Annotated in this window: 13 protein-coding genes; 5 read left to right on the plus strand and 8 right to left on the minus strand. The window is 65.3% G+C overall.

Features of this window, described 5'->3' with window-relative positions:
* Positions 1-17: 17 nt before the first annotated feature.
* Complete coding sequence (locus tag FLG15_RS12165) at positions 18-782, minus strand: RNA methyltransferase (protein WP_057678108.1); 765 nt, start codon at positions 780-782, stop codon at positions 18-20.
* Between the two features lie 117 nt (positions 783-899).
* Here FLG15_RS12165 and FLG15_RS12170 point away from each other — a divergent pair, with 117 nt between their 5' ends.
* The gene (locus tag FLG15_RS12170; protein ID WP_057678107.1) at positions 900-1733 is read left to right on the plus strand and encodes an inositol monophosphatase family protein; all 834 of its coding nucleotides are present in this window, start codon (positions 900-902) and stop codon (positions 1731-1733) included.
* A gap of 205 nt (positions 1734-1938) precedes the next feature.
* Here the strand turns inward: FLG15_RS12170 and FLG15_RS12175 are convergent, their stop codons facing one another.
* Complete coding sequence (locus FLG15_RS12175) at positions 1939-2550, minus strand: superoxide dismutase (protein WP_057679874.1); 612 nt, start codon at positions 2548-2550, stop codon at positions 1939-1941.
* A 254-nt stretch (positions 2551-2804) separates the two neighbouring features.
* Here FLG15_RS12175 and FLG15_RS12180 point away from each other — a divergent pair, with 254 nt between their 5' ends.
* Together FLG15_RS12180 and FLG15_RS12185 are read left to right on the plus strand one after the other, a co-directional pair.
* Positions 2805-3245: a guanyl-specific ribonuclease gene (locus FLG15_RS12180; RefSeq protein ID WP_057679873.1), complete on the plus strand. Its 441-nt coding sequence runs from the start codon at positions 2805-2807 to the stop codon at positions 3243-3245.
* Complete coding sequence (locus FLG15_RS12185; RefSeq protein ID WP_057679872.1) at positions 3242-3667, plus strand: barstar family protein; 426 nt, start codon at positions 3242-3244, stop codon at positions 3665-3667. The genes FLG15_RS12180 and FLG15_RS12185 overlap by 4 nt, the downstream gene beginning before the upstream one ends.
* A gap of 162 nt (positions 3668-3829) precedes the next feature.
* Here the strand turns inward: FLG15_RS12185 and FLG15_RS12190 are convergent, their stop codons facing one another.
* Complete coding sequence (locus FLG15_RS12190) at positions 3830-4102, minus strand: hypothetical protein (protein ID WP_204243822.1); 273 nt, start codon at positions 4100-4102, stop codon at positions 3830-3832.
* Between the two features lie 26 nt (positions 4103-4128).
* Entirely contained in the window at positions 4129-6018 is a 1890-nt protein-coding gene (locus FLG15_RS12195) for an ATP-binding cassette domain-containing protein (protein ID WP_057679875.1), read from the minus strand.
* A gap of 116 nt (positions 6019-6134) precedes the next feature.
* On the opposite strand from FLG15_RS12195, the gene dbpA reads away from it, so the two are divergent.
* Positions 6135-7511, plus strand: coding sequence for an ATP-dependent RNA helicase DbpA (gene dbpA / locus FLG15_RS12200; protein WP_057687076.1), 1377 nt, complete (start codon positions 6135-6137; stop codon positions 7509-7511).
* A gap of 101 nt (positions 7512-7612) precedes the next feature.
* On the opposite strand, the gene FLG15_RS12205 is transcribed toward dbpA, so the two are convergent.
* Together FLG15_RS12205 and FLG15_RS12210 are read right to left on the minus strand one after the other, a co-directional pair.
* Positions 7613-8173 carry an adenine phosphoribosyltransferase gene (locus FLG15_RS12205; RefSeq protein WP_150146417.1) on the minus strand — a complete coding sequence of 187 codons (561 nt, stop codon included), beginning with the start codon at positions 8171-8173 and terminating at the stop codon, positions 7613-7615.
* A 94-nt stretch (positions 8174-8267) separates the two neighbouring features.
* Positions 8268-9824, minus strand: coding sequence for a protein adenylyltransferase SelO (locus FLG15_RS12210; RefSeq protein ID WP_057679771.1), 1557 nt, complete (start codon positions 9822-9824; stop codon positions 8268-8270).
* Positions 9825-10105: 281 nt separating this feature from the next.
* Here FLG15_RS12210 and FLG15_RS12215 point away from each other — a divergent pair, with 281 nt between their 5' ends.
* Positions 10106-10981 carry an alpha/beta hydrolase gene (locus tag FLG15_RS12215; protein WP_057684529.1) on the plus strand — a complete coding sequence of 292 codons (876 nt, stop codon included), beginning with the start codon at positions 10106-10108 and terminating at the stop codon, positions 10979-10981.
* Positions 10982-11184: 203 nt separating this feature from the next.
* Here the strand turns inward: FLG15_RS12215 and FLG15_RS12220 are convergent, their stop codons facing one another.
* Together FLG15_RS12220 and FLG15_RS12225 are read right to left on the minus strand one after the other, a co-directional pair.
* The gene (locus tag FLG15_RS12220) at positions 11185-11883 is read right to left on the minus strand and encodes a glutathione S-transferase (protein WP_057679769.1); all 699 of its coding nucleotides are present in this window, start codon (positions 11881-11883) and stop codon (positions 11185-11187) included.
* A 170-nt stretch (positions 11884-12053) separates the two neighbouring features.
* Entirely contained in the window at positions 12054-12263 is a 210-nt protein-coding gene (locus tag FLG15_RS12225) for a cold-shock protein (RefSeq protein WP_008576153.1), read from the minus strand.
* Between the last annotated feature and the right edge of the window lie 438 nt (positions 12264-12701).

Genomic DNA, 12701 nt, shown 5'->3' on the forward strand with positions numbered 1-12701 from the left:
TGAAGATGTGACAGACGTCAGTTTCCGGCCTGCCTGGCAAGCATGGCCATGCGCTGCGCATCGGACAGGATGCCGCGAATCAGCCGCACCTCCTGCTCGGTCATCTCCGCGCGCAGCAACAACCGGCGCAGCTTGCGCATCGCCGACTCCGGCGCACGGCCCTTGTGGAAGTCGATCTCGTCCAGCGTGTCGCCCAGCTGGCCGAACATGCCTTCCAGCTGTGCGTGGCTGGCCGGCCCGTCGCGCAACCCCGGAGCCGCTGCCGGCGTGGGTTCGGCCTCGCCTGCCGCCAGCTGCGCCAGTCGCACTTCGTACGCCAGCACCTGCACCGCAGCGGCCAGATTGAGCGAACTGAACTGCGGATCGGAGGGAATGTGGACTGCGGCGTGGCACAGCTGCAACTCGTCGTTGGTCAGACCGGTGCGCTCGCGGCCGAACACGAAGGCCACCTCGGCCGGCTCGCCCGCCTTGACCAATGCGCGCTGCGCGCCCTCGTCCGGCAGCAGTTCTTCCAGTGCCACCCGGCGCGCGCGCGCCGTGCAACCCATCACCAGCGTGCAGTCGGCCACCGCTTCGCCCAGCGTGGCGAAGATCGGCGCTTGGCCCAGCACGTCTTCGGCGCCGGCCGAGCGCCGGTAGGCGTCTTCGTCGAGTGCGCGCTCCGGCGCTACCAGCACCAGGCGCGAGACCCCCATGGTCTTCATCGCACGCGCCGCGGCGCCGATGTTGCCTGGATGCTGGGTACCCACAAGAACAAATCGGATGCGCTGGCTGACGGACATGAACGGAGATCGGGAAGCTGTTCGGCCGTAGATGGTAAACTGCGCGGCCGGCTTTCGCGCCGGACCGCTCTTTTACCTTCGCCATTGTCCGATTCTGCCTTCACGGGAGCTTTAACCATGCAGAAACCCGCCGTCACCGTCATGGTCAAAGCCGCCCGCCTCGCCGGCAATGTGCTGTTGCGCGGCATCAACAAGCTCGATGCGCTCAATGTGGTGCAGAAAGGCCGCATGGACTATGCCAGCGAAGTCGATGCCGATGCCGAGAAGGTCATCACCAAGGAACTCAAGCGCGGCTACCCCGAATACGCCGTGTTCGGCGAAGAAGGCGGCGTGCAGGGCGGCAAGAGTGGCCGCTATACCTGGGTGATCGATCCGCTGGACGGCACCAGCAATTATCTGCGCGGCTTTCCGCATTACTGCGTGTCCATCGCACTGGTGGAAAACGGCGAACCGACCGATGCGGTGATCTTCGACCCGTTGCGCAATGAGCTGTTCACCGCCAGCCGCGGCGCAGGCGCGGTGCTCAACGACCGCCGCATCCGTATTGCAGAGCGCAAGGACCTGGAAGGCGCCATGGTCCATACCGGCTTCCCGCCGCGCGAACGCGCGCGCGCCAGTGCACAGCTCAAGTGCATGGATGCGCTGCTGGTACAGGCCGAAGACGTGCGCCGCACCGGCTCGGCCGCGCTGGACCTGGCCTATGTCGCCTGCGGCCGCGCCGATGCCTATTTCGAAGCAGGGGTCAAAGCCTGGGACATCGCCGCTGGCGTGCTGCTGGTGCGCGAGGCCGGTGGCCGCGTCTGCGACTACAAGGGCGCCACCCCGCCGCGCATGGACAACATGGGCCCTGAGACGCAGCAGATCGTGGCCGGCAACATCAAGATCAGCGACGCGTTGCAGAAGGTCATCGTCAACACCGGCTACGCCCGCGAGTTCGACGCCAAGTTCTGATCGACCCGTTCGCAAGCAGCCCGGAAGACTTAGGGGCGCGCCCGAGCGCGAAGGCGTTCCTTGCAAGGCCCCTCGCGACCAGGGTCGTTGCTGCACACAGCGCCCAGTAAACGCACAAGGCCGGGATCGCTCCCGGCCTTGTGCGTTGGGTGCCGCCGTCACCGGGCCAGGCATTGCCTAGCCCGGCCTAGCCCGGTGCAAGACCTCAGGCGATCGCGACGTGGTAGCGGCGCTCGACTTCTTCCCAATTGACGGCGTTGTAGAACGCGCCGATGTATTCCGGGCGACGGTTCTGGTACTTCAGGTAGTACGCGTGTTCCCACACGTCCAGACCCAGGATCGGGGTGTTGCCCTCGAACAGCGGGCTGTCCTGGTTGGCGGTGCTCTCCACCACCAACTTCTTGTCCGGAGTCACGCTCAACCACGCCCAGCCCGAGCCAAAGCGGCTGACGGCAGCCTTGGTGAAGGCTTCCTTGAACTTCTCGAAACCACCGAGATCCTTGTCGATCGCCTTGGCGACCTCGCCCTTGGGCTCGCCGCCACCGTTGGGCGACAGCACGGTCCAGAACAGGGAGTGGTTGGCGTGGCCGCCGCCGTTGTTGCGCACCGGACCCTGCAGGTTTTCCGGCAGGCTCTTCAGCTTGGAGACCAGTTCTTCGATCGGCAGATCGGCGTACTCGGTCCCTTCCAGCGCCGCATTGACGTTGTTGATGTAGGTCTGGTGATGCTTGGTGTGATGGATTTCCATCGTCTGCGCATCGATGTTCGGTTCCAGCGCGTCGTAGGCGTAGGGCAACTGCGGAAGGGTGTAAGCCATGCGTATCTCCTGGACTTGCCGCCCGGCGAAGGCCGGGCGTTGCGGGGTGAATGGTAAGGACGGCGGCAGCGCTTACCAAGGGTGCTGGCAGGGAAACTTCATCCCACCGCATGCCGCACGATGTTCGCCGCACACCTTGCACCATGTCCCGGTTACTTGGGCGTGAACCGTGCCGGTGCCGGCCACGTTCAAAGTCGACACAGTCGCGCATCGGCATACTTGCTCTGCCGTACCCATTTTTTCGGACCGTCTTCATGCGCAAGCCCGCTTTGCTCATTGTCGCCATCGCGCTGCTGGTCGCCGGCCTGTGGGGCATGCGCGCGATGCAGACGCCCAAGCCGCAGTTCGCGCCGCAACTCAACGCACCGATCGCCGCGACCGCACCGACGCGCGAGGTGCCGCGTCTGCCCGCCTTTCTGCCGACCGAGGCGATGGCCACCATCGTGCTGATCCAGCGCGGCGGCCCGTTCCCGCATCCGCAGGACGGCAGCGTGTTCGGCAATCGCGAGCATCGCCTGCCCGAGCGTCCGCGCGGCTACTACCACGAATACACTGTCGATACCCCCGGCAGCGCGGATCGCGGCGCACGCCGCATCGTCACCGGCGGCACCCCGCCCGAGGCGTGGTACTACAGCGACGATCATTACCAGAGCTTCAAAGCCTTCGATGGCCCGACCCCGGACCAGGCACCATGAGCGCAGGCGACTTCGCGCTGGATCTGTCCGATCCGCAGCAATCGGGGGTGTATCAGGCCGAGACAGCCGATCTGGACACCATGGCGGCGCTCGCCCGCGATGCCGGCTTACGCATCTTGCGCGTGGATCTGGCCGCCTGCGCCGACAAACGCATGCTGCTGATGCGCCTGGCCACGCAACTGGATTTCCCGGCCAGCTTCGGCCGCAACTGGGACGCGCTCAGCGATGCCCTGCGCGACCTGGCCTGGCTGCCTTCGCCGCACGGGTATGCGCTGCTCATCGACGGCGCCCAGGCGCTGGCCAGCACGGCACCCAGCGACCGCGACACCTTGCTGGACATCCTCGATGACGTTGCAAATGCCTGGTCAGCGCGCGGGCTGACCTTTGCCGCGTTCGTTGCGCCCGCAAGCGCCTGCGACTGACCCGATCGCCACGCCGTCATCGACCAGCGCCCCGGCGTGATGCAGCACTAACAAAGGCAATGCCCAGGCTCTCGGGAACGGAAGCATGTTGCCCGGTCTGCCGGCTTTGTGGTCACCGACTAGTCCCCTTGCAGTCCCCGATGCGCATTGCGCGCGTGAGAATCACTCAATGCATCTGAACTGCAAAGATGCGCTCGCCGGCCTGCCAAATCCAGAGTCGGTGCCTTGATAATCCACCGTCTCCACTTTCTTGCCCCTCGAGGCACAGAACTCGTTGGCTTGACGATAGATATCCGCCTTTGCTGCCACCGGAGGTCCGAATCCCGCTTGGGCCGCCCTCTTAGAGACCATAAACGTATCTTTGTCCATCGGCACGATACCGGTGGACGCACAACCTACCAAGGCCAACATCACCAGCGGGAACAGGGCTTTCATTGACCTCTCCATTGTCTGCCTAAAAATCAACTATCCAGCTCGCTCCAGCGCGCGTACGCCGCATCCAGTTGTTTTTGCGCATCGGCTAATGCGGCGGTGTGGGCCGCCATCGCCGCACTGTCGCGCTGATAGAAGGCCGGCTCGTTCATTGCCTCGGTGAGCGCGGCGACCTGCTGCTCCAGCGTCTCGATCAGGGCCGGTAGCTGTTCCAGCTCGCGCGCATCCTTGTAGCTGAGCTTGCGCTTGGGCGCGCTGTCCGCAGGCACTGCAGCCACGGGCGCGGTCGCCACCGCAGTGGCCGACGCCTTGGCCACTGCCATCGCATTGCCGACCGGCGTACGGCGCTGGCGCAGCGAATCGTTGTAACCGCCGACGTAATCGCCGATCAGGCCATCGCCTTCCATCACCAGCGTGGAGGTCACCACGTTGTCGAGGAAGTCGCGGTCATGGCTGACCAACAGCAAGGTGCCGGTGTATTCGCCCAACAATTCTTCCAGCAGCTCCAGCGTTTCCACGTCCAGGTCGTTGGTCGGTTCGTCCATCACCAGCAGGTTGGACGGCTGCGCGAACAGACGTGCCAGCAACAGGCGATTGCGCTCGCCGCCGGACAGCCGGGTGATCGGCGCGCGCGCGCGCTCGGGCGTGAACAGGAAATCCTGCAGATAGGCATGCACGTGCTTGCGCTTGCCGTTGATTTCCAGGAAATCGCGGCCCTCGGCAACGTTCTCGATCGCGCTCCAGTCTTCGCGCAAGGTGGAGCGGTATTGGTCGAAATACGCAATCTGCAGATTGGTACCGATGCGGATTTCGCCCTGCTGCGGCTGCAGGTCGCCCAGCAACAGCTTGAGCAAGGTGGTCTTGCCGCTGCCGTTGGGGCCGATCAGGCCGATGCGGTCGCCGCGCTGGATGATGGTGGAAAACTCCTTGACCATCGTGCGCGCACCGAAGGCGAAGCCGACCTGCTTGGCCTCGATCACCTTCTTGCCGGACGACTCGCCCTGCGAGACCTCCATGCGCACGTTGCCGGTGAGCTCGCGCCGTTGCACCCGCTCGTTGCGCATCGATTCCAGGCGCCGCACGCGGCCCTCGTCGCGGGTGCGCCGGGCCTTGATGCCCTGACGGATCCAGATCTCTTCCTGTGCCAGCAGCTTGTCGAAGCGCGCGTTCTCCTGTGCCTGCGCATTGAGCCGTTCCTCGCGGCGACGCTCGTAGTTGGCCCAGTCGCCCGGCCAGCTGGTGACCTGGCCGCGATCGATTTCAACGATGCGGGTGGCCAACGCACGCAAGAAGCGCCGGTCGTGGGTGACGAACAGCACGCTGCCGCTCCAGCCCTTCAGGAAGGTTTCCAGCCAGTCGATGGCTTCGATATCCAGATGGTTGGTCGGTTCGTCCAGCAGCAGCACATCGGGCGAGGACACCAGCGAACGTGCCAACAGCACGCGGCGCTTCATGCCACCGGACAGCCGCGCGAACTGCGCATCGCCGTCCAGTTCCAGCTTGGTCAGCGTCTCGGTGACGCGTTGATCCAGCGCCCACCCGTCAGCCGCATCGATCTTGGCCTGCACCTTGCCGAACGCATCGGCGTCGAACACCTCGGCATGGCTGAGCTGATGGAATTCGGCCAGCCAATGACCCAACTCGCCCAGACCATCGGCCACCACGTCGAACACGCTGCCGCCGGTGCCCTGCGGCACCTCCTGCTCCAGCCGCGCGATGCGCACACCCTGCTGCACGCGCACTTCGCCATCGTCGGGCTTGAGCTCGCCGGCGATCAATTTCATCAAGGTCGATTTGCCGGCGCCGTTGCGGCCGATCAAGGCGATACGCTCGCCCGGCTCGATTGCGAGGTCGGTTTTTTCCAGCAACAAGGGGCCGCCGACGCTGTAGTCGACGCTTTGCAGAGTGATTAAAGGCATGGCGCAATTGTACGGGAATCGGGAATCGGGAATCGGGAATCGGGAATCGGGAATGGGAAAAGCCTTCGCCGTTGCGATTCCCGATTCCCTACTCCCGATTCCCGCTAAAATGCGCCATGAACGAATTCTCCGCGCTGCCGCTGTCGCCGGCCCTGGCCCCCGGCATCGACGCCCTTGGCTACACCCTCCTGACTCCCATCCAGGCGCAGAGCCTGCCGCCCATCCTGCAGGGGCTCGATGTCATCGCCCAGGCGCCCACCGGCAGCGGCAAGACCGCCGCGTTCGGACTGGGCCTGCTGCAAAAGCTCGACCCGGCAGTGACCCGCGCACAGGCGCTGGTGCTGTGCCCCACCCGCGAGCTAGCCGACCAGGTCGGCAAGCAGCTGCGCAAGCTCGCCACCGGCATCCCCAATATGAAGCTGGTGGTGCTCACCGGCGGGATGCCGCTGGGCCCGCAGCTGGCCTCGCTGGAGGCGCACGACCCGCAAGTGGTGGTCGGCACGCCCGGTCGCATCCAGGAACTGGCCCGCAAACGCGCCCTGCACCTGGGCGGCGTGCGTATGCTGGTATTGGACGAGGCCGACCGCATGCTCGACATGGGCTTCGAAGAACCCATCCGCGAGATCGCCAGCCGCTGCGATAAACATCGCCAGAGCCTGCTGTTTTCGGCCACGTTCCCGGACAGTATTCGCACGCTCGCACGCGAGCTGTTGAAAGAGCCGGTCGAGATCACCGTGGAAGGCGCCGATAGCGCACCGGAGATCGATCAGCAGTTCTTCGAGGTCGACCCGACCTATCGGCAAAAGGCCGTCGCCGGCCTGCTGCTGCGCTTCAATCCCGAATCCAGCGTGGTGTTCTGCAATACCCGCAAGGAAGTGGACGAGGTGGCTGGCTCGCTGCAGGAATTCGGTTTTTCTGCGCTTGCCTTGCATGGCGACATGGAACAGCGCGACCGCGACGAAGTGCTGGTGCGCTTCGTCAACCGCAGCTGCAACGTGCTGGTGGCCAGCGACGTGGCCGCACGCGGGCTGGACGTGGAAGACCTCTCGGCCGTGGTCAATTACGAGCTGCCCACCGATACCGAAACCTATCGCCACCGCATTGGCCGTACTGCGCGCGCCGGCAAGCACGGGTTGGCACTGAGCCTGGTTGCCCCGCGCGAAACTGCGCGCGCGCAGGCGTTGGAAACCGAACAAGGCCAGCCGTTGAAATGGTCGCGCGCACCGCTGGCCACGGCGCGCCCGGCGCAACTGCCGCAGGCGGCAATGACCACCTTGCGCATCGATGGCGGCAAGACCGACAAGCTGCGTGCCGGCGACATCCTGGGCGCGTTGACTGGCGAAGCCGGGCTCTCGGGCGCGGCAATCGGCAAGATCGCCATCTACCCGACCCGCTCCTACGTGGCCATTGCCCGCGCGCAGGTCGCCAAGGCGCTGGCACATCTGCACGCAGGCAAGATCAAGGGACGCCGGTTTCGGGTCAGCAAGCTCTAAACGCAGCGCGGCCGGCGTCGTACCGGCCGCCCATGCTTGAGCAGGAGCCATCCTGGATGCGCGCACGTCTACGCACCCAGGGGCGCTTCCAGCGCGCGTGCTCAGTAAGACAGCGTCGCCAACAGCGGGACATCGTTCGCCCATTTCTGGCGACCCTGCAGCACCTGCAACTCCACCAGCACGGCTGCCCCAACGACTTCGAGTTCGAGTTGGGCAGCAAGTCCCAAGGCCGCGCGCAGCGTGCCGCCAGTGGCCAGCACGTCGTCGACAATCAGTACGCGCGCCCCGCGCGGCAGCGCATCCTCATGCATTTCGATGCGATCGGTGCCGTATTCCAGCGCATATTCCTGGATCAGCGTGCGCCCGGGCAGCTTGCCCGGCTTGCGCACCGGCACAAAGCCGGTCCGCAGTTCGCGCGCCAGCGCCGCTCCCAGAATGAAACCGCGTGCCTCGATACCCACTACCGCATCCAGCGGCGTGGTGCGCCACGGCTGCGCCATTTCGTCCAGCGCAGAAGCGAAATCCTGGCCGTCCGACAGCAACGGGGTAATGTCCTTGAAGACGATGCCCGGCTTGGGGAAATCGGCGATGTCGCGAATGCGCTCCGACCAATGGTTGGGTCCGGACGTAGTGGTGCCGGCGCAGCGGCTGCAGTCAGTCATGAGGGCGGTGGCGTGGTGGCCGGTGGGGTTGCGCCTATTCTAGGCTGCGCGCGCCATCGGCGCCGGACTTGCGGCACACCTGCATCTGAGCGCGTCAGGAACTGCACGACAGCATCGAACACCCAGCGCGATCGCGGGCCCATTCCGGCCGCCGCGCCGCGAATGCGTCCCGCCCGGGCTGATCGTCGTAAGGGCGGCGCATGACCTCCAGCAACTCCTGCACCCCGGACGGGTCGCCCTGTTCGGCGCGGTCGATGGCCTGCTGCGCCAGATAGTTGCGCAACACGTAGCGCGGGTTGGCCAGGCGCATGCGGGCGCGGCGCGCGTCCGGCGACAGTGGATCCTGCTGCAGGCGCGCGGCGTAGCGCTGCAGCCATTGCTGCAGCTGCGGCGCATCCGCCAAGCGTTTGTCTTCGTCGTAAAAGGCCTCGCGCAGCTGCACGGGGTCCGGATGTTCGGGCGACAGATCGATCAGGCCACGGAAGGTCAGCGTCATGTCCATCTCGGATTCGCGCATCAATGCGCGCAGCGCGTCGATCAGCTGCAGATCCTCGTCGCGACACTCTGCCAAGCCCAGCTTGGCGGCGGTGTCGTGGCGGTCGCAGGCCAGGCAGGTATCGCGAAAACGATCCAGCCCATGTTGCAGCAGGGCCTGGTCGGCAAACAGCGGCGCCAGCGCCTGGGCAAGCCGGCCCAGGTTCCAGTAGGCCACTTGCGGCTGGGTGCCGAAGCGGTAGCGCCGCCCCTGCGCGTCGGTGGTGTTGGGCGTCCAGTCCGGGTCGTAGTCGTCGACCCAGCCATACGGACCGTAGTCGATGGTCAAACCGAGGATCGACATGTTGTCGGTATTCATCACCCCATGCACGAACCCGACCCGCATCCAGTGCGCCACCATCACTGCGGTACGCTCGCAGACCTGTGCGAACCAGTCGGCGTAGAGCGCCTCGCCGGCACCGACCAACGCCGGGAAATCGCGGGCGATGGTGAAATCCACCCATTGCTTCAGCAGTGCGAGATCGCCGCGTGCGCTGGGCAATTCGAAGTTGCCGAAGCGGATGAACGAAGGCGCCACCCGGCACACGATCGCGCCCGGCTCGCGCTGCGGGTGGCCGTCGTAGAACATGTCGCGCACCACCGCATCGCCGGTACCGACCAGGCTCAAGGCACGCGTGGTCGGCACGCCCAGATGATGCATGGCCTCGCTGCACAAAAATTCGCGGATCGACGAGCGCAACACGGCGCGCCCATCGGCGCCGCGCGAATACGGCGTCGGGCCGGCACCCTTGAGCTGCAATTCGTAGCGCCCGCCGTCGGTTCCGATCGCCTCACCCAGCGAAATCGCCCGGCCGTCGCCAAGTTGTCCGGCCCAATGCCCGAATTGATGCCCACCATAGTTGACGGCCCAGGGCTGCATTCCCGGGTACAGCGCATTGCCGCCGAATACCTGGGCGAACTGCGCACTGGCGATCTCGGCCGCGTCCAGGCCCAGCACCTGCGCCATCTCCGCCGAATGCGCGATGAGGTACGGGGCAGCGACCGGCGTGGGCAAGACTGACGACCAGGCAGCGCCTACCTCGCGCCGGCGCGCGCCCTCTTCTGGGTCACCAGGCAGCTGTCGACGCAGACGATTATCGAAATGCAGGTGTGTCATGCCGGCAAGCCTAGGCCACCGGCGGTGAACCTGGCATGGGCGCTGCCGCATCCGCCGCTGCGCGCGCACCGTATCTTCACTCGCTTGGCGTGTGCCGAGCGGGCTCGTCCTGCACATGTTTGCGACGTGCGATAGCCGCTAATAGCCGCCGGCCGCAGATCAGGTGCGAACCAGAGAGAGGCGAACATTGCCGGTTCGCCACCTTCATGTCTGCACTTGCCGGCCTGCTGCGTTCGTATCTGCTCCCCACCACCCTTCCTTCCCCTACACCGACATTGCCCATGCATTCGCGCGCTTCCCGCTGGTTCCGTCCTGCCATCCTGTTGCTCGGTTCGTTGACCATGACGGCCTGCAGCAGCGTCTTTTTTGGGGGCATCAATGCTGCATCCAGCCGATCGGGCATCGTCGAGCATCGCGACCAGGTGTTCGATCCCGCGCACGGTCTGGCGCTGGACGTCTACCAGCCGCGCGGCGCAGTCGACGCGCCAGTGGTGGTGTTCTTCTACGGCGGCACCTGGAAGCGCGGTTCACGCGCCAACTATCGCTGGGTAGGCCGCGCACTTGCGCGCCAGGGCGTGGTGGCGATGGTGGCCGACTACCGCAAGTATCCGCAGGTCGGGCTGCACGGGTTCATGTCCGACGCGGCGGGCGCCACCGCATGGAGCTACCGCCACGCGCACCAGTACGGCGGCAACCCGGATCGCCTTGCGGTGATGGGCCATTCGGCAGGCGCGCATATGGCCGCGTTGCTCGGCACCGATGCCCGCTGGCTGCAGGCGCAAGGCCTCAAACCCCACCAGTTGTGCGGCGTGGTGGGCCTGGCCGGGCCGTACGACTTCATGCCGATGACCGATCCCGAATTGGTCGAAATCTTCGGCGATGCGCCGGCAGCGCAACGGCAATCGCAACCGGTGCGTTACGTCGGCGGTGACGAACCGCCCATGTTGCTGCTGCATGGCGATGCCGACCGCGTGGTCGAACTGCAGAACAGCATCTCGCTGCAGCAGGCGCTCAAGCGCGAAGGCGGCAGTGCCGAACTGAAGGTTTACCCCGGCATGGGCCATCTGGGCATCCTGCTCGCGCTGCGTAAATCCCCCGAGCGCTCGCAGGTGCTGAACGATACGCTGCAGTTTGTGCGCCAGTGCCGGGCGCCTTGAACCGCAATGCATCCTGACGTGGTTGGGTAGTGAGTGACTGCGCGAACGACTGGTGGCGGCGATGCCGACGCCGGTGTCGCTGGGTCGCCATTCGGAGTCGGGATGCGCGAATGCATCGCGATGAGAGACGGTCTGCCGTAGCAGCAGGTGGCGGGCGAACACGGTCCCGCCCACGTTCGCTCGCACCTTGCTCCCCGCAGCCATCACTTCGTTGGCTTGCTTCCCATCAGCTCGAACGGGCCGCCTTTCTTCAACGCAGCCTGATACGCCGGACGCGCCTGGATCCGCTCTAGAAACGCGTGCAGGCGCGGGTATTTCTCCAGACCGCCGCCGCGTGCAGCCGCTGCCTGTACCGGGAAGCTCATCTGGATATCGGCGGCGGTGAAGCGTTCGCCAGCGAACCAGTTGCCGGCCTGCAACGACTGCTCCATCCAGTCCAGATGCAAGGTGAGCTGCGGCCCGACAAAGCCCGACATCGCCTTGTCCACGATCGCACGTGCGATGGGCTTGGCGAAGAACGGCATCGGCGCGCTGCGGATGCGACCGAAGATCAGCGTCATCAGCAACGGCGGCATCGCCGAGCCTTCGGCGTAATGCATCCAATAGCGAAACTGCAGGCGCTCGGGCGAATCCAGCGGCCGCGGCGAGGGCGACAGTGCGCACTCGGTGTCGTAGCGCTCGGTCAGGTACTCCAGAATGGCCCCCGACTCGGCCACCACCAGATCGCCATCGACGAGCACCGGCGATTTGCCCAGCGGATGGATCGCGCGCAGCGCAGGCGGCGCCAGCATGGTCTTGGGGTCGCGCTCATGGCGCACGATCTGATAAGGCAGCGCCAGTTCTTCCAGCAGCCATAGCACGCGCTGGGAACGGGAATTATTGAGATGGTGGACAGTGATCATGGGATGGCTGCGCGCGGAAAGCGCACATCCTACCGATCCAGGCGCCGTCGCTGTGCGCAAGCAGCGCCTGGTGGACGCGCCAGCGAGGCCAACCGCTTGTCTACAGGCAATAAAAAACGCCAGCCGCTTGCGCGACCGGCGTTTTTGGCAACCTTACGGTTGCAGGCGGATTAGACCGCCTGCACCTGGTCAGCCTGCATGCCCTTCTGGCCCTGCACGGCGACGAAGGTGACCTTCTGGCCTTCCTGCAGCGACTTGAAGCCGGTGCCCTGGATGGCACGGAAGTGCACGAACAGGTCCGGGCCGCTTTCCGGGGTGATGAAGCCGAAGCCCTTGGCATCGTTGAACCACTTCACGGTACCGCTCTGACGCTCTGACATTTACAAACTCCTGAACTATTGATGGATAAATCGCAGCATCCGAAAAGCCGGAGCTGAGACTGAGTTGCAGGCGTTGGTAAAGCGGAACGATGAAGCGAGATCTGTAACGATCCGGCTGCACCAGGCCACGATTCACGGTGACCCTTGCAAACACAGTGCGTGCACAGTACTCGTGTTTTCTGCAAAAAGCGACACCCTGCGTCAAATCTTTTGCAGTCAGGTCCAATCCGACGGTCTGTCAGGACCGCCCCCATCCCGATTGGCCTGGCGACACCGCCTGACGCACCCGCAACTGCGCAGATCAGGAAAGGCGGCAGCGACTCCCAAGCGACCTTAATTCCGGAACCTGCCGGCCCGCGCCGCCGCACGTACCGCCACGCCTCGCGCCCCAGCGCCCGATTGCTCTCTGCGCCAGGCCCACCCTGCCCTTGGTCCTAC

The organism is Xanthomonas phaseoli pv. dieffenbachiae (genome assembly GCF_008639345.1).
Lineage (GTDB): Bacteria > Pseudomonadota > Gammaproteobacteria > Xanthomonadales > Xanthomonadaceae > Xanthomonas > Xanthomonas phaseoli.

Bases quoted from the DNA above. Each gene is read 5' to 3' on its own strand.
- FLG15_RS12185 (WP_057679872.1), top strand. From the start codon at position 3,242: ATGAGCGCAGGCGACTTCGCGCTGGATCTGTCCGATCCGCAGCAATCG.
- FLG15_RS12190 (WP_204243822.1), bottom strand. From the start codon at position 4,102: ATGAAAGCCCTGTTCCCGCTGGTGATGTTGGCCTTGGTAGGTTGTGCG.
- FLG15_RS12175 (WP_057679874.1), bottom strand. From the start codon at position 2,550: ATGGCTTACACCCTTCCGCAGTTGCCCTACGCCTACGACGCGCTGGAA.
- FLG15_RS12210 (WP_057679771.1), bottom strand. From the start codon at position 9,824: ATGACACACCTGCATTTCGATAATCGTCTGCGTCGACAGCTGCCTGGT.
- FLG15_RS12205 (WP_150146417.1), bottom strand. From the start codon at position 8,173: ATGACTGACTGCAGCCGCTGCGCCGGCACCACTACGTCCGGACCCAAC.
- FLG15_RS12170 (WP_057678107.1), top strand. From the start codon at position 900: ATGCAGAAACCCGCCGTCACCGTCATGGTCAAAGCCGCCCGCCTCGCC.
- dbpA (WP_057687076.1), top strand. From the start codon at position 6,135: ATGAACGAATTCTCCGCGCTGCCGCTGTCGCCGGCCCTGGCCCCCGGC.
- FLG15_RS12220 (WP_057679769.1), bottom strand. From the start codon at position 11,883: ATGATCACTGTCCACCATCTCAATAATTCCCGTTCCCAGCGCGTGCTA.
- FLG15_RS12165 (WP_057678108.1), bottom strand. From the start codon at position 782: ATGTCCGTCAGCCAGCGCATCCGATTTGTTCTTGTGGGTACCCAGCAT.
- FLG15_RS12195 (WP_057679875.1), bottom strand. From the start codon at position 6,018: ATGCCTTTAATCACTCTGCAAAGCGTCGACTACAGCGTCGGCGGCCCC.
- FLG15_RS12225 (WP_008576153.1), bottom strand. From the start codon at position 12,263: ATGTCAGAGCGTCAGAGCGGTACCGTGAAGTGGTTCAACGATGCCAAG.
- FLG15_RS12215 (WP_057684529.1), top strand. From the start codon at position 10,106: ATGCATTCGCGCGCTTCCCGCTGGTTCCGTCCTGCCATCCTGTTGCTC.
- FLG15_RS12180 (WP_057679873.1), top strand. From the start codon at position 2,805: ATGCGCAAGCCCGCTTTGCTCATTGTCGCCATCGCGCTGCTGGTCGCC.